General features: G+C 59.0%; 12 protein-coding genes and 1 pseudogene. 7 read left to right on the top strand and 6 right to left on the bottom strand.

Features of this window, described 5'->3' with window-relative positions; all coding sequences use genetic code 11:
- Positions 1 to 49: 49 nt before the first annotated feature.
- Entirely contained in the window at positions 50 to 1,414 is a 1,365-nt protein-coding gene (locus tag MTR72_RS22165) for an ABC transporter substrate-binding protein (protein WP_341510968.1), read from the bottom strand.
- Between the two features lie 201 nt (positions 1,415 to 1,615).
- On the opposite strand from MTR72_RS22165, the gene MTR72_RS22160 reads away from it, so the two are divergent.
- Together MTR72_RS22160 and MTR72_RS22155 are read left to right on the top strand one after the other, a co-directional pair.
- The gene (locus tag MTR72_RS22160; RefSeq protein ID WP_341510967.1) at positions 1,616 to 1,882 is read left to right on the top strand and encodes a hypothetical protein; all 267 of its coding nucleotides are present in this window, start codon (positions 1,616 to 1,618) and stop codon (positions 1,880 to 1,882) included.
- Between the two features lie 533 nt (positions 1,883 to 2,415).
- A complete protein-coding gene (locus MTR72_RS22155; RefSeq protein ID WP_280968759.1) occupies positions 2,416 to 2,649 on the top strand; it encodes a hypothetical protein in 234 nt (77 codons plus the stop codon).
- Here the strand turns inward: MTR72_RS22155 and MTR72_RS40530 are convergent.
- Positions 2,567 to 2,776, bottom strand: a complete 210-nt coding sequence (locus tag MTR72_RS40530; RefSeq protein ID WP_445819620.1) for a DUF1589 domain-containing protein — start codon at positions 2,774 to 2,776, stop codon at positions 2,567 to 2,569. The genes MTR72_RS22155 and MTR72_RS40530 overlap by 83 nt on opposite strands.
- A 569-nt stretch (positions 2,777 to 3,345) precedes the next feature.
- On the opposite strand from MTR72_RS40530, the gene MTR72_RS22150 reads away from it, so the two are divergent.
- The 4 genes and pseudogenes from MTR72_RS22150 (at position 3,346) to MTR72_RS22135 (ending at position 7,358) form a co-directional block, all read left to right on the top strand.
- A complete protein-coding gene (locus MTR72_RS22150; protein WP_341510966.1) occupies positions 3,346 to 4,464 on the top strand; it encodes a hypothetical protein in 1,119 nt (372 codons plus the stop codon).
- A gap of 698 nt (positions 4,465 to 5,162) precedes the next feature.
- Complete coding sequence (locus MTR72_RS22145; protein WP_341510965.1) at positions 5,163 to 5,711, top strand: SET domain-containing protein; 549 nt, start codon at positions 5,163 to 5,165, stop codon at positions 5,709 to 5,711.
- 52 nt (positions 5,712 to 5,763) lie between these two features.
- Positions 5,764 to 6,509: pseudogene (locus tag MTR72_RS22140) on the top strand (IS5 family transposase); the annotation flags it as partial.
- A 690-nt stretch (positions 6,510 to 7,199) separates the two neighbouring features.
- Positions 7,200 to 7,358, top strand: coding sequence for a hypothetical protein (locus MTR72_RS22135; RefSeq protein ID WP_341510964.1), 159 nt, complete (start codon positions 7,200 to 7,202; stop codon positions 7,356 to 7,358).
- Between the two features lie 779 nt (positions 7,359 to 8,137).
- Here the strand turns inward: MTR72_RS22135 and MTR72_RS22130 are convergent.
- The 4 genes from MTR72_RS22130 to MTR72_RS22115 form a co-directional block, all read right to left on the bottom strand.
- A complete protein-coding gene (locus MTR72_RS22130) occupies positions 8,138 to 8,395 on the bottom strand; it encodes a DUF3892 domain-containing protein (protein ID WP_445819621.1) in 258 nt (85 codons plus the stop codon).
- A gap of 460 nt (positions 8,396 to 8,855) precedes the next feature.
- A complete protein-coding gene (locus MTR72_RS22125) occupies positions 8,856 to 9,458 on the bottom strand; it encodes a plasmid pRiA4b ORF-3 family protein (protein ID WP_341510963.1) in 603 nt (200 codons plus the stop codon).
- An 840-nt stretch (positions 9,459 to 10,298) separates the two neighbouring features.
- Positions 10,299 to 12,422, bottom strand: a complete 2,124-nt coding sequence (locus tag MTR72_RS22120; RefSeq protein WP_280968754.1) for a prolyl oligopeptidase family serine peptidase — start codon at positions 12,420 to 12,422, stop codon at positions 10,299 to 10,301.
- 1,785 nt (positions 12,423 to 14,207) lie between these two features.
- The gene (locus MTR72_RS22115; RefSeq protein WP_280968753.1) at positions 14,208 to 14,783 is read right to left on the bottom strand and encodes a hypothetical protein; all 576 of its coding nucleotides are present in this window, start codon (positions 14,781 to 14,783) and stop codon (positions 14,208 to 14,210) included.
- A gap of 1,500 nt (positions 14,784 to 16,283) precedes the next feature.
- Between MTR72_RS22115 and MTR72_RS22110 the strand changes: the two genes are divergently transcribed.
- Positions 16,284 to 17,630, top strand: a complete 1,347-nt coding sequence (locus MTR72_RS22110) for a citrate-proton symporter (RefSeq protein ID WP_280968752.1) — start codon at positions 16,284 to 16,286, stop codon at positions 17,628 to 17,630.
- Positions 17,631 to 18,310 lie beyond the last annotated feature (680 nt).

The raw sequence follows: 18,310 nt of genomic DNA, 5'->3' as shown, positions 1-18,310 counted from the left end.
TACTCGGGCGTGGTGGAGGCGGCAAACCCTTATGCCACCCCCAACCGCCTTACATGGAGGAGCGGATCTCGGAGGCGAGGTCGGTCAAAGTCGCCTTCACGTCCGCGCCGTTGACCATTTTCTGCATGGCGACTGCCCAGGCGTTCATTGCCTCGGCAAATCCTGCGCGCGGCGTAAAGGCCAATGCAGCCCTGTCCTGCACGCTTTTGAAGGTATCCACGAAATTCGTGAATTCCGGTTTCGCCGCATAGTCGAGCCACACCTTGTCGCTCCAGGTCGAGGCGCGCGGAGAATTGACGAGCTTCCCGGCGACGGCACCGTTGAGCTCGACCTGCTTTGACGTCGCCCACTGAATGAACAGCCAGGCTGCGCTCTTTTTCTGAGAAGCCGCATTCATGGCCAGGGACCAGATCCAGATGTTCGATTCGAAATTCTGACCGTTCGGAGCGCGCAGAGGAGGAGCGAATGCAATTTTGCCCGAAGCGGGTTTGCCGGCAACATCGTTCCAGAACCCAAACATGTTGGAATCGATCGCCATCGCTGTCCGACCCGAATTGATCCCATCGACCACCTGATACCAGTTGTCGTTGGCAAAGGATGGAGCAGCGCACTTCTTGATCATCTCCACATAGTCCTTGTGGAAGGCGACCGACTCGGGCGAATCGAGACCAGTCTCTAACTTGCCGTCCTTGACGACGAAGTCGTGCACACCGTAGGATTTGGCGATCGAGATTGCGGCCGTGTGGATGCTGCTCCAAAAGCGAACTCCCCGCACGCCCAGAGGTGTGATCGTCGGATCCGCAGATTTCAGCTTCTCGCAAGCCGCGGACATTTCCGGCGGGGTTGTCGGAACCTTGATACCGTGCTTGTCCAGAATGTCCTTCCGGTAGAACAATTGGATGTTTTCGAACCCGTGCGGGATAGCCCACACTTGACCCTGGCCTGCTTCGATTTGCCCGCCATTGACTTGCCAAGTCAGCGCGTCCCGCAATGCGGGGAAGAAGTCCTTGTAGTCATAGCTTGCCGAGGTGAGCTTGGGGTCGTTCAGATAGCCGTCGAGCGGCTCGAGCAGTTGACCGGGCGCGAGATCCCAGGCCGGCTGAATCCCCGTGCCGACGACGTCCCACGAGGGCGACTTTGTGCTCAGCTGGATAGTCAGCTTATTCCAGTAGGCGTCGTCCGGATAGAGCTCGGGCGTCACCTTGATGCCTGTCAACTTCTCGAACTCAGGCAGCTGTGCTGCAACGGCGTCAGCATACGGATGGATGTCGTAAGCCCATACGATCGAAGAGCCCTCGAACTGGCGCCAGTTGATATCCTCCGCTTTCGTCTGGACGGGAAATGCGGCCGCACTCGCCAAGAGAGTTGAGCAAGTCAGAGCGGTTTTGACAAAATGAGCCGAATGGCCGCGCAAAGCGGCTAGCGTCCTTGGCATTAGTCCCTCCTCTGGGCTCATTGGCCCGCAATTCACGTGCCCCTGCTCTTCCAGGGCCGCGAGTGTTAGGAACGCTAACCGCCATTTTCCGCCCATATGCACCCATTCAGATCGAAGTTGGGTAACATTGGGTAAGTCAAGAAAGCAGCATCACAGGAGCGCCGTCGTGGGAGATGATCAATGCAGGCGCATGTTCAGGCCCCGCGAAGCCAGCTCCGCAAAGAAGGGGCGACCTGGCCAACTGCTTGCGCTTTTGCATCAGTAGCTGGTTTAAATGCTCCATTGATCGCGCCGCTCGTCACAGACGCGGCGATCTTGTTCTTGAGTGGCTGCCTCAAGACAGACGACAACTCGCTCCAGAATAACGACACATTGTCGCAATCTTTCGCAATCTCTCATCGCGCCGAGGATCTGGTCTCTCAACTGGCCATACGGCGCTGCGATTAGCGTTGGACCCGCAGCTCGGGGAAGTGCCTGATCTGCTTGCCAACAGGTCAAGACCGCTCGGGCCTAGACATCAAGAATATCGAGGAGCTTGAGCAGGAGCCGTCTCCTCGTCTTCTGCCGGTTCGTCATCCACATCGTTCTTGATGTTCGAGAGTAGCCGCGCGCGAGCACAAGCTGATCTAGCAGAAATACGACGGATCATGCCCGTCAAACGCCGCGGAACGTCCTGGTTGCAATGTTAACATCCCTCGCGGATCGGCTGGAGGAACAAGCATGGTTAAAACATTTCGCAATACCGCCATGGGACTCACTTTTGTCGTCGTCGCCGGCAGTAACATAATTTGGAGTTTGCTGGATGACTACGTCGCCTGCGGCCTAGCGGTAGCCGCTTCAGTCACCGCCGGCTTTTGCGTCGAGCGCGCCTTCATCAAACGGTCCCATCGCGAAATGATCCGTCAACACGGCGCAGACTCGCGGGCTGGTCGCGAGCGCATAGCGTCTGGCGGACCAACTAGGACGGTAAAGGCAGAGAAATGACAATCAATCGGAATATCCTCGAGAGCGGCGCGAAGCGGGAGCCGCCCAAGCTGGAGGTGCTCGATTGCCAACCCCCGTCGCGACAGTTGCGAGCCCATGCATCGGCGATCGAGGCATTGCGCGCCTGGTACGCCATGCAGTCAACCGTCAATACCGTCGCGCTCTACGACGCCGCAGCAGCGCTGTTCGGCTCGGATTTCGACCGGGCCGAATACCACGAGATCGAGTGAACATATCTGATCTCGATGCGCTTGCAGTTGGGAAAGCGCGAGCCGAAGTCCAGATTATCTTAGGTCGACAGTACGGGTGAAAGTCTCTAATTCGGTTCCCTCCGTTACGTCGCGAGGCGGCCACCATAAGTCTCTGCCTCACAATAGGCATGGGTCCCAAGAGACAGGCGATCAGTCTGCAATCATTTTATGGCGCCCTTTATGGGACACCGCTCGATCGAGACAACACTCTGTCCGCTCGACAATCGGCGTTTCGATAAATAGTCACCAGGATCGCGCGGGCGCGTTCGTTCGGCCACGCAATCCGACATCTGCTGAATGCCGCCACCCAGTGCGGCATGTCGATGAGCGGTCCCAAGACCTTTATGCCTTTGATTGAAAGAGTCTTTTCGCGATCACATCCATCGCCGTGTTGTGGTCGTCCGATTTGAACAGATGGCAGTTGCGGTCCTTGACTGCTATGGCCGGCAAAGGTCTGAACTGCTTTTAGTTCAGGTCGGCCTCGATCCATCAGGACACCGCGAAATGCCGCAAGGGCGTGCCACTTGATGCGCAACCCGGCATCTTGCGCGTTTTTCGAGCGAAGTGTGGCGATCGGGCAGGCTCATTTGGCTCACCGAATTCTCTGAGTGCGTCAGCTTGTCGACAGCTGATCCTAATAGAGCGAGAGCGACACACTCGAACCGAGGGGGGGACATGGACCCTTTTAACAGCATCAACCCATTCGACCCAGAGTTCGCTGCTTACAACGCCGCGGCGCCGCAAGCACAACAGCAGCAAGCGGAGTTTGAACCGTACTTGGAAGAAGTGCCGCAAGTTGGCACCTCTGCGGTCGCAGAGGATCCTGTTTCTGCTAATCCCTACTATCCTCATCTGTCTGAAGAAGGCCTTAGACTCGCCGAGATCTTGGGACTTGAGCACCAGAGGGCCGACGGTTCTCACCCTGAACACGCAGTCACCGGACGCGAGGACGCCCCTGCCCTGATGGGTGAGGACTACACCGGCCAGTTGAGGCCTGCGAAGAGGCAGAGGACACTAAGCCAGACGCAAGCCGATGCCATTGAGCACCAGCCCAGCGAGCCTAGCAATTCAGCCGCTCACGAGCTGATTGAAGAGGCTGGCACACCGTTTCGGGCCAGCGGTCCGTTGATCCTTCCTGCCGAAGACTACGCTCAGGATCTGCTGTGGGCGATGCTGGAAAACGCCGGCTCATCGTCGTCTCTCGAGACCACCGAGCGTCATGACCACGCCGTGGATTCAGGAGCGGCCGTTCGTTCCTTCAACTCGCGGCAGGACGACCAGCGCACGTCAGGCGCGCATGAGGGTAGCAGCGTCCCGCCGAGCCAGGACACCCCACCCGCTCCTTTCATAGTTCACAACGACCGCTTCACGGCGCTGTTCGTGCCCGCGGCGGCGATGAGGGGCAGCTCTCCACTCAATCTGTCAGGCGCAACCATTCATTTCGGATCTCGACCGGAAAGCGTTTCGCAGCCGAGCGCACAGCCGGCGAATCGGCCCTCGCCAGCACTGCTTGCACAGACGATGGAGCAAGCCGCTCCGGCGTCCGCCAGAGCTGAGACGACGCCGCCCGCGGCCCGCGAGATTTACGCCGCATCATTCGCCGTTCCTGAGGGCTTTTCGCACGGGACCCAACCCGCCCCAATCACGATGATCTCGAAGCTCGGCCGCTGGGGCCTCTTGCCGGACGCGGCGCAGCCGGAAAAGAACTACGACATTCGCGGCGAGCGCTACACCGCCCTCTTGGGGCCGGGAGGGCCCAACGACGTTCGGCTCATCCATCATCCACGAATGTAGATGCCGAGAAACACTCCCGACGCTAAAGGATCACAGCTTGGCCGAGAAGCTGTCCAAGGAACGGGCCGGACAAGTAAGGCAGGCACTGGTGGATGGCTCGATTAACTGTTGGCTATGATCCCTTGAGGTGATCCTTCGATTCAGGGAAATGAACGTCTACCTTGCGTTCAGCTCCGCTCTGGGGTCTCGACGCGGAGAACATAGCCGTTTCGTTCATGCGCCGCCCCAGCCGAGCCTGGTGTGGCGTCAGACAAAACGCATAGGCCTGTCCTTGCTTACTGGGCAGCATCAGCCGTTTTGCAAAGCCCCTGTCCGTCGACCGCTAAGCACCACACGAGATGCTGGACCGTCGAGTCCAGCCGCGCCGTGCGCCGCGCGGATGACGCCAATATCCCGTCGGCGAAACGCTCAGTGAAGGTCTGGCGTCCGCACAGGACGGCGTCGCGGCGAAAAGCGGTGGACGATCACCAGGAGCTCTACGAGCCGCGCGGCCAGCGGCGGTCACGCGTCGCCGCATCGTTTTTGGATACCTGGGCAAATTGCCCCGGAACGTTACCGGGAAACCCACTTTCTTGCCGGCTCTTTCCAGCACCTCCAGGACGTCGGTGCCGCGGAAGGCGAACCGTGGTCAGTCCTGCAGCATCTCCTCATCGAGCGATAGCCGAGATCCTGATCCGTAGCAGCCGCTGCCGAAACGAATGCAGAGATCGAAGAAAAACCGAGATTGTGACGGCGATACGATTAAACAATCCTACCAATTTTTGCAGGAGATTGCACGGCTCACGTTAGTTAGCTTGCTGGTGTTAGTGACTTTGGGAGATATGTCAGTGTTGATTGTTGAAACTATTTTGAAGCCAGACCAGTTTGGCGGTATTGGACTTTTCGCTGCTACTCTTTTGCCTAAAGGTGCACTAATTTGGATTCACAACCCACTCGTTGACATTGCCGTGACACCTGAACAGTACGAAAGTTTACCTCGGACATTTCAAGCTTTACTCGACAAGCATGCCTATCCGAGAGACCTCGACGTTGATGATGGTGTTCTAGAGTACAATGCTGACAACGCCCGTTTCATGAATCACAGCAGTCAACCAAACACGTACCAAGACGATCATTGCCGAATTTTCACAGCCCGTGACGTTCAACCGGGTGAAGAACTGACTTGCGATTACTTGTCTTTCGATCCAAGGTGCGACTTATCGTGGGTTAAAGTGCTATCGCCGAATGTTGGTGCCGGAGCGGGCTAGGCGGCATGGATTCAAGATTGAGTTGGGTCTGCGACTTCGATTCCGTTGGCGAATTTACGCAGGGAGAGTTTTTCGGCAACTGGACCTGGAGGCGCGGGTGCGGCGTGATCATCCGCTGCGAGCGATCCGGACGATCGTGAACGAGGCGCTGTCGGCGCTGGAGCGCGAGTTTGCCGCGCTCTATTCGCCAATTGGGCGGCCGTCGATCCCGCCGGAGAAGCTGCTGCGGGCGATGCTGTTGCAGGCGTTTTACTCGATCCGCTCGGAGCGGCTTCTGATGGAGCGGCTGGAAGACGACCTGCTGTTCCGCTGGTCCGTAGGAATCGGCGTCGACGACGCGGCCTGGGACCATTCGGTGTTCTCGAAGAACCGCGACCGACTGCTGGAAGGCGACATCGCGGCCAAGTTCCTGGCGGCGGTGCTGGCGCAGCCCAAGGTGACGAAGCTTCTGTCGAGCGATCACTTCTCGGTCGATGGCACGCTGATCGAGGCCGGGCCTCGATGAAGAGTGTCAAGCCGAAGGACGGCTCTGGCGAGCCGCCGGCGCGAGGCGGTGGGCGCAATGCCGAAGCGGACTTCCATGGCCAGAAGCGCTCGAACGACACCCATGCTTCGACCACCGATCCCGATGCCAGGCTCTACCGCAAGAGTAAGGGCAAGGAAACGAAGCTGTGCTTCATCGGGCATGGGCTGATGGAGAACCGCCACGGCCTGTTGGTCGACGCCTGCCTGACGCAGGCCGACGGGCATGCCGAGCGGGTGGCCGCGCTGCACATGATCGTGTCTCGTGCCGACCGGCCGGGTTCGGCGCGGCGTCGATGGCCCTGCTTCGTTCCGGCCCGGCCATAGAGCTTCTCCTCCAGGATCGTATCAGTCGCATTATCCGGCAGCGGCCAGGAGAAGCCGGCAGCGCCGACGCGCTCCAATGTCAGCCGCACGGTCGAAGGTGCGATCCCCCGGCTCCGGGCGATCGCCTTGTGCGACAACCCCACGCCGAGCTTGAGCCGCAAAATCTCCCGCACCTTCCGCATCGCTACCTCTGCGCCGGCATGAAGCCCCCTTGCTTTCAGGCAAAAGGAGGCACTCTACGCGCTACCAGCGGCCCCGCCGGATCCTTCACCAAAGGGGCGACATCATCTCGGAACGGGGGCGACTTCCCTCGGAATCACCAGGTTGCCCTGAAGACAATCGCGGCCGAGCGGGTGTGCATGTCGCTCGGATCAAGCCCGGCGTAACCAAGTTGCGGCGGACCACACAGTCCGACCTAAGCGCTTCGTTCACGGCATCAAAGCTGCGGATCGGTATCTTGAACACAATCGGCGCAAGTATTGACGCAGCCGGACTACGGGCCAGTACGTTTAGGCTCACCCCAGGCGGGAGCACGAAGCTCACTGTCCGGAACGCTTTCTTGGTGCACGCAAACCGGGGCACCTTCGTGGCTATCCGTCGCAGCAAGGATCGATACTCAGGCATGGGCTATATTCCGAAATGCCGAACACAGCCATTTCGCAACCAGATGCTGCCGCACGCAAGGCATGGCAGACCGAGGCGGAGAAGCAACTCGCCGAGCGCATGCCGCAAGAAATCCAGAAGCAGCTATCGGTTGAGAGGCTGCCCTACACGGCGCCGCCAGATAACGGGGACTGAGGACCAAATGACTGACAAGCAATACACGCGGGTGAATCTAGAAGCCGTCGCGATATGGCATGATGAGCGTGCCGCTGCGGCCCACCACAAGCGCGCGTTCTCAGTATCGCGTAGGCACGCATCTATCACAGCAAAGCTCCGACGCGATCACCTCCTACCCGCTCGGCAATTGCCAAGTAAAACGCCAAGCGAATTCAACTGAATTAGTCCTGCACTAGGAATGACGCACGCTACGCGGTCGGACATGTCGCGTTGTGGTGAGGGATGTGCGTCAACCGGAGTGCAGGCAGCACGGAAGCGCAGAAGGCAGGCTCTCGCGCACGCGCTTATGTGCACCAATCATGAGGCGGCAAGCGGCCCACACGGGCTGCTTTTCGTTTGTGAATTGCCGCGCAGTTTCGTCAGCTTTCGGTAAGCTAGCTCCGATACCCAATCGTTGGGTTTAACGGGGGCGTGGCAGTGACAGCGCATGTGCTGAAGGACCACCATGCGCCGAGTCACGCTTCCGCTAAGCTCATCGGCAGTGCGGATGCGGCAGGATAATGCCTCATCATGCCCCCCTAGGCCGTCAGGCGCCAAGCCGCGTCCGCACTGCTTCCAGCTCACGGGCTAAGCCCCGTTATGATGGTTATGCTCGTTCTGCGAGCGATACGCTCCCGGTCAGCTTCTTTCGCTACTTTGAGGCTGGCTGGTGGGGAGTTAGCGGTGCGTGGCAGGGACAGCGCTTCCCAAGGGTAAGCGCGGGGGCTTCCAAGCGCCGAGTCACGTTGCCGCTAACTTCAATGGCAGTGCGGGCGGGGCAGGGACAGCGTCCGCTCCAGCGCAACCGAACGGCGCCGAGTCGCGCCCGCACTGCTTCCGACACGGGATTGGTAATTATCACGGACACTCAGGAGGGAAAGGAGATTGTCCGGTTGAATTCCGTCCGCTGTTGTCTTGATGTACTTGTGTCCGCCGTGCGTGGCGACGATGACGCTGACGGAGTGGCCCGATGCTTCGACGTAGTACTCCCATTCGCGGCGTTCGAGGTCTCGGATGGTCTTTCAACGGATAGCTTCCATCGCGTTCCGTCTGAATTTACCCCGCCAACATTCTTGATTCTCTCATGTGCGTTCGACCTGTCGATCTTGTTTATGCAACGAATGCGCCCGTGGTTGGGCATGCTGGTGTCTCCAAATTCTTCAGGGCAGAGAACCAGCTTAGACCACAGCCGTGGATTAGGCGGCCACCAAACCGGGTAGGTGGCCTCCGGTACTTTTCGAAGATACTACTTAGTGGCACCTCGAGAAGTTGAGCCTCTCGGGAGCAAAGGTGGTCAGCTTTGCTTTCATGCAGGGGTAAGGCTGGCCACCGAAGTTTGCGGCGCCCGCACTACCTGCGATCCGAGGCTGATCGCCGAGCCACGTGAGGCAGCAATCAGTGCTGGTAGTTCTGCCGCGGCTTTTTCCGATGGATGGTAAGGGTAGCTCTGCCGCCCTTTTGATTGACGCTTGACGTCTATTTGAGCCGCGTAGCGCGACGCCGCGGCTTCCAAATTCCGGACAATGCGTTGACGGCGGCCTCGAGCGTCTTCCGGTCGACGACGTTGGGATCGAACTGTTCGGGCCCCCAGAGGCGCATATTTTCATGTTCTGGATGAGTAGGGTCGCCGATGGCATCGAGGTAGTCGGCATAGCCTGGCGCACCGCCGACGTCCTCCGGATGACAACGACCGGTGGCCTCGAGCAGGAGGGGAAGTCTTTCTATCGTCGTGTTGTCGAACCATTTTTCGAGCTTGATCACATGGTCCCAGCTGTCGCCGAAGTCATAGAGATAATGGATCGTCTTGGCGCCTGCCTCTTGAACGATATCGGAGAGCCGCGCCTTGCGGGCATCGATCGGCTGGGGGGCAAAATCACCGTCGGGATCAGGGATGCCCCAACGCCCTTCGCCAGCTAGGAACTCGAAGAGGTGGCTGTTCGTCCAGCCAATCGCCGCCTGAAGCGTCAGATGCAGTCGATCAAGGCGCAGGGTGACGGGTACGACAAGGCAACGCATCACCTCCGGCTTCACGTCCTTGAGCGTTACCCTGATCCGGACGGCGGTCGTGTTCAGGCTCATGCTGCCAGCCTCGGACCAACTCTTCCATGGCATAGCCTTCATCGCCGAAGCGCTTGCGGCCGAACTCGCGATTCAGGCGGCTCTCGTGGCGGTATGTAGTGTCCAACGCCACTCATTGCGCGCGTCGCGGCAGAAATGGAAGCACGTGGCCCTCAGCTTTTCAGGTGGTGTACCGACCTTCGCCAGAGTACCTGCGAAGCTTGTCGAGATAGCCACCGCGATCGGTCGGAGCGAGATGTAAAACAGTGCGGGTGCGGCTCGGTCCTAACCCACCCGGGGCTGAAGCCAGGCCAACTAGTCCCTACCACATCCGCACTGCCGTTGAGACTAGCGGAAAGGTGACTCGGCGCTGATCGATCTGGAGCAATAGCGCTGTCCCTGCCACATCCCGCTAACCCCAAAGGGCTCTGTATCTGTGATAGCTTACCGCAAGCTGACAGGTCTTTGCGCAGTCGGTCAATGGTGCGTGTGGGTTATCAATATCCGCTCAATCTGCCACGGAAATTCCTGCAACCACTCAGACATGCTCTCAGTCAAGGCGCTATCCCTATCCGCATCCGCACTGCCAATGAAGTTAGCCTCGGAATCAAGAGGCTAACGCACCGGCTTTGCCCCTGAGGGCTGTTCACACGGAAGGCCTCGTGGGTATTAACGAGAAATCGGCCTTGAGTGACCTACCCGGACTGATAGGCGAGAGTGAGGGCGTAGCTGATCGCTCGGATTCATCCCCAGGGCGATACCATAGTCTGCGGAGAATGAGCAAAGACGGGCTTGCTGACGCCGCTGCCGATAACGTCGTCCGCCAATCGTCATCATTGAAGTAGATCTTAGTCCTCGACCTCACTCATCGACAAGCCGCCGGGATGCATAAGTATATTCTAAAGAGATCCGGCGTGCCTGTTCAATGAGGTTGGCGGCGGCGCTATGCCCCCCGTCGGTATTCTCATAGTAGAGGTACGGTTGGCCCAACGCAGCGAGCCTCGCCGCTGCCTTGCGGCCATGCGCTGGATGCACGCGGTCGTCCTTTGTGGACGTGAGAATGAAGGGGGCCGGGTAGGTCTTGCCTGGCACCAACCTCTGATAGGGCGAGTAGGCCTCGAGCCACTTGCGCTGTTCGGGAATGGTGGGATCGCCATACTCGCCGATCCAGGAGGCTCCGGCGCCCAGCTTGGTGAACCGAACCATGTCGAACAGCGGAACCTGTAAGATGGCCGCATTGAAGAGCTCGGGTCGTTGGGTGATTGCGGTCCCTACCAGGAGGCCTCCTTGGCTACCGCCGACTACGCCCAGCCGGCGGGGAGAAGTGATTTTGCGCCGGATCAAGTCCTCCGCGACGGCGATAAAATCATCCCATGTGCGCTGCTTCGTTGCTCCTTGGGCAGTCTGGTGCCATTGGGGCCCGAACTCACCCCCGCCGCGCAGGTTCGCCACAACATACGCGTTGCCCTGCTCGAGCCAGAGTCGTCCGGTGAGGCCCACGTAAGAGGGGACGAGCGGAGTCTGAAACCCACCATAGCCATAGAGAAGCGTTGGAGTTGATCCGTCAAACCTTGCGCTCTTGGGTCGTAGCAGAAAGTAAGGAATGCGGGTGCCATCGCGCGAGATTGCCTCGAATTGTTCGACGACAAGTCTCGAGGCGTCGAACCTAGGAGGTGTCGCCTTCAGTGTCTCAAGGCGTTCGGTTGCAGCGTCGAAGTACCAGAGCATCGTCGGGCTAAGAAAGCTGGAGACCGTGAACATCGCCTCGTCCGTTTCATGCGATGCTGCAGCCAGACCGACACTCGCATTCTCTGGAAGCGGGATCGGCGTGGCCCGCCAAGCGCCCTGATGGTACTTGTAGACGAACGCCTTACTCTGAACATTGTCGAGAATCGTCAGGATCAACAAGTTTCTTGTGGCGGTGAATCTGCTGAGCGCTTGTCGAGGCCCAGGCTTGAAAACGAGCGTGGGTCTGGCGCGCAGCGGATCCTGCTTCCATTCGGCCAGGTCATACGAGATGATCGAGCCGGCTGAGAAGGGGGTGTCTCCGGACGGTGGCATCCAGTCTTCGTTGAGCGTCACCAGCAGGCGACCACTGGCGATGCCGCCGATGGCTGCCTTCTTTGGCAGATTGAGCTTAATCGGCTCGGGCCCAAAGAGCACATACTCATGCTCGAACGAACTGATGTCGCGCACGGCGCCGGTCGCATGGATCCTGCCTTCACTGTCGCGCAGCACGAATGGAGTGGCCCCGACATCGGTCGCCTCGCCACGGAAGACCTCGCGCGCTTCCGCGAGCGACTGAGCGCGCTTGAGCTCCTTCACAACGAAAGGGTAACCGGCTTGTGTCATGGTCCCTTCGCCCCAATCTCGTGCAATTAGGACCGTGTCGCTGTTTACCCAAGTGACCTCCTGTTTTCCTTCGGGAAGTTCGAAGCCGTTCGTGACGAAGGTTTTGGCAACTGCGTCGAACTCACGGACGAACACAGCGTCTTTTCCGCCCTCGGACAGGTTGAGCAAGCATAGGCGCTCTTCGGGCGGAAGGCAGCTCACCCCTTTAAGGACCCAGTTCTTCTTGTCCGCGTCAGCGAGAGCATCCACGTCGAGGATGGTCTCCCATCGCGGGCTCTGGGTGCGATAGCTTTCAAGCGTCGTGCGCCGCAAGACGCCGCGCACCTGGTTCTCGTCCTGCCAGAAATTATCGAGACCGCGCCGTCCCAATGAGACGTACGGAATCCGGTCCTTGGCCTGAAGAACGTGGAGCGCCTCCCCGTAAAAGCGCTGGTAACGTGGATCGGATTGGAGCGCGCTGAGTGTCTTGTCGTTCTCGGTGTGAGCCCAAGCCAATGCGCGCGGCCCTTCGATCTCCTCAAGCCAAAGAAAAGGATCCTCAGCGCCTGTCGCAGGCGCTAGCGTCTGGGACAGTCCCGCGGCCATCAAACAGCTCATGGATAGTGACGCGGCGAGAAAAAGCGAATTTTTCATGGGAGTGTCCTGAAGTTAGCCAGCCGGACTTGAGCGTCTTGCTAGGTGAGTGGAAGCATTCGGAAGATGCATACTCGGCTTCAAAGCGCGGGCATGCGGGAATTGCGTCCGCTGGCTTTCGATGGAGCAAGCAGCGTGCCGCTTGAAAATTGAAGGTTCTCCAGGCGTTTCCGACCCATGTAAGTGTCGACTTTTGGACGTCCGGCTCAAACCTGACAATCTCAAACCTGACAATCGGTTCTTAGTAAGGACGGCATGTTGCGCAGCGGCCGCCTTGCTCATCGTCGCAGTACGTAGATCCTCGACGATCGCTTGCGCCACCGTTCGGCCACTCACAACTCGGCTGTGGGCAGGATCATCCGTCGACCGGTTTCAAGTTGTGGTGTGAAGTGCGAGCACAGGTTCGAACTTCGCAGCCTGCTGGTCGCGTTTGCCGGCACCATCAGCGCCCCTGCGCAGGCCGCCGGTACTCGATGTGATTTGCCGCTTTGTTGGCTGGGGAGAGACTCGAGGCGATTAGCGTTGAGCAACGCTTTTGTCCGCCAGCCAAACGCGTAACCTGCGGTAGGTTCGGTGGCCGAGCCTTATGGAAGGCGCTCGACGCCACGATTCCTAAATTCCGCAGCGGGATCTCTTCTGAGCAACCGTGACCGCGACGAGCCCCAACATCACGTCGCGGGTGAACCCGAAATGGAGACGATAGAGCCACCAGATTGCGCAGCACCGGTCGAGATCGTACATGGCGAGCGCGCGCCTTCTTGCTACAGCCATCCGCGCCATCGGCTTCATTCCTCGTATCATCTGGAAACCTCGATGTCTCGGGGCCAGCGCTCTCCATTTAAGGACTATTTGGTCGGTGATGGCTCGCTGTCCGCCGCGTGCACCTGCAATAGACGGGGAGCTGAGATTGATGTTAGTCATAGCGCTCTTTTCCGCGGTTCGAAGCTGTTTGCACACGCCTATGTGCATGCGATTTTGCTGTGATCCTACGGAGGAGGCAGTGCTTGCAAAACGCCCAGATCTGGTAGTGCCATTTGACAGGATTCCCATCCGATACGCTCGCGCAATCTCACTGCTACGCAAAGCGACTGCGCCACTCGCGACGATCGTTGCAGCTACGTGACCTTTGCTGCGACCTCCTTGAGAATACCTCCGCGCCCGCCAAGACCATGTAGGCTCGCACCGGCACCGCCTACGCCGCTCCCGCGTATGCCTTGCACGGTCACCGGTTTCGCTGCCCAATTTGCGCGAGCCCAGCCGACATCGAGCGCTGGTTGGTGGCCGAGTAGCCCCGTCTGAGCGCGCTGGCAAGTCTCCGCCTCGCTGAGCAACACCGGACAGCTCGGCCCACCGCAAGCACACCATCGTGCAGCGCTTGTTGAGATCGCTCAGAGGCAAAGCAGCCGAGAGGATCATCCGGCGCGCGGCTAAATGTGCGGCGCTGGCCGCGTGTAATAGGCATTCCGCGGCGTCTCCAGTCCTCCGATCCTGCGTGCTATGGTGCAACCTCGGACTGGCCGACAGCCGGAGCTACATCGGTCAAGCGAAAGTAACATCCTCAGGTGAGGCAATACGGGGGGCAATATTGCAGCCCGGATGACGGGTCCCGCACCACCCAGACGAAATGGCCAGGATGACCGTGCATCTCGTGCGCTGCCAGCGGGTCCGATGATGCGTACCCACTGGCGGCGCGAGCAATCCACTGCTAAGCGGTGAATTGTCTATCCGGGTAAGGCCAACCAAAGTGACCGCAGCGGCGCGATCGCTTCACCGTCGGATTTCGTCTCATACCCGCGTAAGCTTAACGAACCCTCCTTCGGCTAATTCGGCTTTGTAGGCCCGTCCGTTAAGCTGGATTGTTGTCGGGTTATTTTCGGTCGGCATGAAACCTTCTTCGCGCAGCTTGTCCATCAGGGCAGGTGTGGCCCATTGCTGTGGTAGCGGCGTTCCGAAGCGCCGGTGCTCCGTCCAGAAAGCTCCGAATTCCGGTAGCCCCGCCCGGCCGGCCCCAACCACTTGGTCCTCCGCAGGGTTATGAAAAAGAAGAACGCGATTGGACCCATCCAAACCGGCCGTGTAGCGGTGACCTCGGATTTCATAGGTCATCGTCGGCTGGTCCGAGTCCGGCAAGAGACCCTGGTGGAACAGCCTTTCGACCATGAAGTCAGGCGCGATTTGCGAACCGTGTGAAAATCTCTGGGGAGCGGCGAATGAGACATCTACCGCTTCCTCAGGTGCAGCAGATGATGATGGTCCAGCTTCATTCATGATCTGACTGAACAAATCATGATCTTCCTGTGTCCAGACGTGCGCCGTTGGTGATTCTGGTGAACGGGCATTGTTGATCGGGTTCGGATCCATAAAGCTCTCCTTTCTATTATGAGAACAAAGGCCTCTTGAAGATCTCCCCAGGGAGTGAGCTGAAGTTCGTTACGAATTCAGACATGGGCGGCTTCGTCATCGAGAGGCCAAGTTCGAATGTTAAAGAGGCTGGCTTTCGAGAAGCTGACAAAGGTCGAAGAAGGGAGACAAACCCGCGGCCGCATCTGCCACGTCTGTTGCGATCATCTCCGAGCCAAATCTCGTTCCGCCTGAACCGTAGCCGCGCCAGCGCGAAAACAGACGAGAGCGCGACCTACGTGAGGGTCCGGCAACCGCGGAGCGAACTGCTCGCCTGATTGGATGAAGAACGATCGCTCAGACGCAAAGCAGCCGAGACGATCATTCAGGCGCGGCGGTGCCGCTGATCCCGGAGCTGCGGCTGCCACTGCGTGTAATGGCCACTCCGCGACGTCTCCAGTGCCTCCGATCCTGCGCGCCATGATGCAACCTCCGACTGACAGCCGGAGCTACATCGGTCAAGCGGAATGTTACATCCTCAGGTGAGGCAATACGAACGGCCAACCTTGTCCCGGCTGCTATTGACGCTCAGCGTCATGCAGATGGCGGCCGTGTCAGGGCGCGCTTAGACGAAGCGGACATTTCAGCGGCGACTTCAACACCGCGTGTACGAATTACGATAATTTCCTTATTCAGGACACGAGTGAATTCTCATTCCAACGGTCCGTTGGCGAAGAAACGTAGACCGCATTCGTGCTCGCCCGTCCGGGCACACGAACGGTAGCTCCTACGTGAGGCGTCACTGATTTGCGTTAACAGCTCCCCAAGTGGCTGACCAAGATGTACGACCTTGAAACTTTGCAGCGCTCACCGAACAACATGAGATCGGCATCGTCGGCACGGGGCCGAATACGCCGCGCCTTGTCCCCGTCGCGGGGTCCCCCTCGCGCCGGAGATAGCCGAGATGCACGGCGAGCGGCGCCGAACGCACGGATGACGGACGGTCTGGGTCTTTATTGTCGCCAGATGCGAGCGACCCGTGAGCGGCCGTAAGTGAAGCACCTATAAATGGTGATGTTGCACGCGCGCGAGAAACCGCCGCAGGCGCCCTGAGTGGGGGCAAGCGCCTGGCGGTGAAGGGCGTGGCCCACTGCTCCTTAAGGTGTGGACGCAACCAGGCGACGCTGAAATGGCTCGAGTCGTGGAGACTCGTGTTCGGCGCCCGCCAATTTGTCGCAAACTCGCCACAGCCGCTCAATGTCTGCGGCGCCCGACAACTGCAGCAAGTCCGCATATTTGTCCTGCCGGCCAGGCCCACCATCAGATCAAGGGCTAAATGGTGGCGCGGAGACAGGCATTTTTATTGCAGACGTTACGGTGAGCTTCGTCGTAACACGCTTCAGCCCACATGTTGACTGGCGCAATGGCCGTGAGGGACGAGTTCGGCGAGTGGAATGCAACAGTACGACCTCCCTAGCCAAAATGTTTGGGTGAGGGAGCGCGCTTCAGATTAGGTCGAGGATGTCGAGGCAATCTACTCGAGAGAGGCTGGAGCCGGTCCTCGATCCCGCAGACGAACGCTTGACGAGCCGCGCCGTGTTGGGCGCAACCATCGGCAATATTCTCGAATTCTACGACTTCGGGACCTACAGCTTTTTCGCGATACAGATCGGTCAGGCGTTCTTCCCGGCAACCGACTCGTTCGCTAGCCTGATGCTGTCACTCGCAACCTTCGGCGCAGGTTTTGTGACCAGACCGCTCGGGGCCATCGTGCTCGGCTCGTATTCGGATCGGGCCGGCCGACGCCCCGCGATGACCGCCAGCTTCACCATGATGAGTGCCGCGGTCCTATTGTTAGCTATCACGCCATCGTATGAGACAATAGGACTTGCCGCTCCGTCGCTGGTCGTGTTCGCACGCTTGCTGCAAGGCTTTGCTCTCGGAGGTGAAGTGGGTCCGACGACCGCCTACTTGATGGAAGCGGCCCCCGCTGACGCGCGCGGTCTTGCTGTCTCTTTTCAGCCCGCGAGCCAACAGATAGCTGCGACGGCCGGAGCGTTGGTTGGAGAAATACTGTCGCTCACCATGACAAGCGAAGCTCTAAATGCGTACGGATGGCGGATCGCGCTGTTGCTCGGCGCCGCTACGTTGCCGTTTGGACTTTGGTTGCGGAGCGTCCTGCCCGAAACGTTGCACCGGCCCGAGGCGCCTGTTCTGGTCTCCGAGCCTGGAGGCCAATCGCGTGCCGATCGCCGCATCATGTGCTTGGGATTTGTCATCTTGGCCAGCTGCACGATCACTACTTATGTTACCGGATATATGACCACCTACGCGATGAACACTCTCCACGTTTCCGCGCCGGTCGCCTTTGGTACCACGCTCATCAGCAATGCGGTCGGAATTGCTGCAGCACCGCTGGGCGGCCTGCTCGCCGACCGCGCAGGCCGTCGTCGCATCATGATATGGCCGCAGGTTACTGCATTGCTGATGACCTATCCGGTATTCTTGTGGATTGCAGAGAGCCGCAGTGCCTTCGCACTTCTAGGAGGTCTCGGCGCCCTCACCCTGATCGGAACGATTCCGTATAGCGCCTTCTACGTGAGCATGGCCGAAGGTTTGCCCAGAAACATTCGTGGTGGCGCCTTCGCGACGATTTACGCTTTTGCGATAGCGATTTTCGGAGGCACAGCTCAACCAATCGTCACCTGGCTGATCCACCTTACCGGGAGCGCACTCGTGCCCGCATGGTACATGCTTTTCGCGAGCGCGGCCGGGCTCTTTGCCATGCTCATGATGCCGGAGACGGCGCCACTGAATTTTAGACCCAACCAAAAACGATCCTTCCTGACGCCACGACGGCTACCCTAGGCATAGCGGGAAGAATGGACATCCATGACGTCCGAAATGCGAACCATCGAACCGAAGAGCCATGTGCGCGGCATGGAAAAGCAATAGATGCTTATGATTTGATCAGTTTTGGATCGAGCACGGGCTCGCAGCGGAACACAGCGTGGCGCTCTAAGCCGGCTTTTCCCGTCTACCCAACCTTCGCCGATGCGGCGGTTGCGCGGTAGCCACCGACTGGCTGAAAGTGAGCGATCACTTTGAATAAGATGGCGCTGCCTGCACCATCTGCCATTGTAACTGTACGGCATGAGGGCGCGGCCGCTGTTGGAGCAAGCGGCCGCACGAGGCTCGATCCTCATTCTCTGCTTGAGTTGTTTTCCGTTCTCAGTGTCGCACGCACGAGGGATCGGTCAAACAAAAAAACAGGTCGCAGATACCATCCAACGGGTCGTCCGCGCACTGAGGATACGAAGTATCGGCCAAATGCACCCTGGCGGCGACCGGTTGCGCGGCAACTGTTGCGGCAAAAGGAGGCACCGCCGCCGTTGCAAGCGCGAGGGCGCTCGCTGTCACTAACACAGACTTTTTCATCCGAGAAATCGCTTCCCTAGGTTGGCCCCAACCCTCCTCGCGTCTATATGAGGACGCTGTAAGCGGTAAAATTGATTTTCTTGATCAGATCTATCTAGGGAATGGATAAG

The sequence above is a fragment of the Bradyrhizobium sp. ISRA442 genome (genome assembly GCF_038085055.1).
Lineage (GTDB): Bacteria > Pseudomonadota > Alphaproteobacteria > Rhizobiales > Xanthobacteraceae > Bradyrhizobium.
The sequence above is the reverse complement of the archived record's forward strand: the minus strand, read 5'-3'. Positions and strand labels throughout refer to the sequence as shown.

What these genes read in the sequence shown, in the direction of transcription:
- MTR72_RS22135 (WP_341510964.1), top strand. Translation starts at nt 7,200, where the DNA reads ATGCCGAACACAGCCATTTCGCAACCAGATGCTGCCGCACGCAAGGCA.
- MTR72_RS22150 (WP_341510966.1), top strand. Translation starts at nt 3,346, where the DNA reads ATGGACCCTTTTAACAGCATCAACCCATTCGACCCAGAGTTCGCTGCT.
- MTR72_RS22120 (WP_280968754.1), bottom strand. Translation starts at nt 12,422, where the DNA reads ATGAAAAATTCGCTTTTTCTCGCCGCGTCACTATCCATGAGCTGTTTG.
- MTR72_RS22115 (WP_280968753.1), bottom strand. Translation starts at nt 14,783, where the DNA reads ATGGATCCGAACCCGATCAACAATGCCCGTTCACCAGAATCACCAACG.
- MTR72_RS22160 (WP_341510967.1), top strand. Translation starts at nt 1,616, where the DNA reads ATGCAGGCGCATGTTCAGGCCCCGCGAAGCCAGCTCCGCAAAGAAGGG.
- MTR72_RS22155 (WP_280968759.1), top strand. Translation starts at nt 2,416, where the DNA reads ATGACAATCAATCGGAATATCCTCGAGAGCGGCGCGAAGCGGGAGCCG.
- MTR72_RS22125 (WP_341510963.1), bottom strand. Translation starts at nt 9,458, where the DNA reads ATGAGCCTGAACACGACCGCCGTCCGGATCAGGGTAACGCTCAAGGAC.
- MTR72_RS40530 (WP_445819620.1), bottom strand. Translation starts at nt 2,776, where the DNA reads ATGGTGGCCGCCTCGCGACGTAACGGAGGGAACCGAATTAGAGACTTT.
- MTR72_RS22145 (WP_341510965.1), top strand. Translation starts at nt 5,163, where the DNA reads ATGCAGAGATCGAAGAAAAACCGAGATTGTGACGGCGATACGATTAAA.
- MTR72_RS22110 (WP_280968752.1), top strand. Translation starts at nt 16,284, where the DNA reads ATGTCGAGGCAATCTACTCGAGAGAGGCTGGAGCCGGTCCTCGATCCC.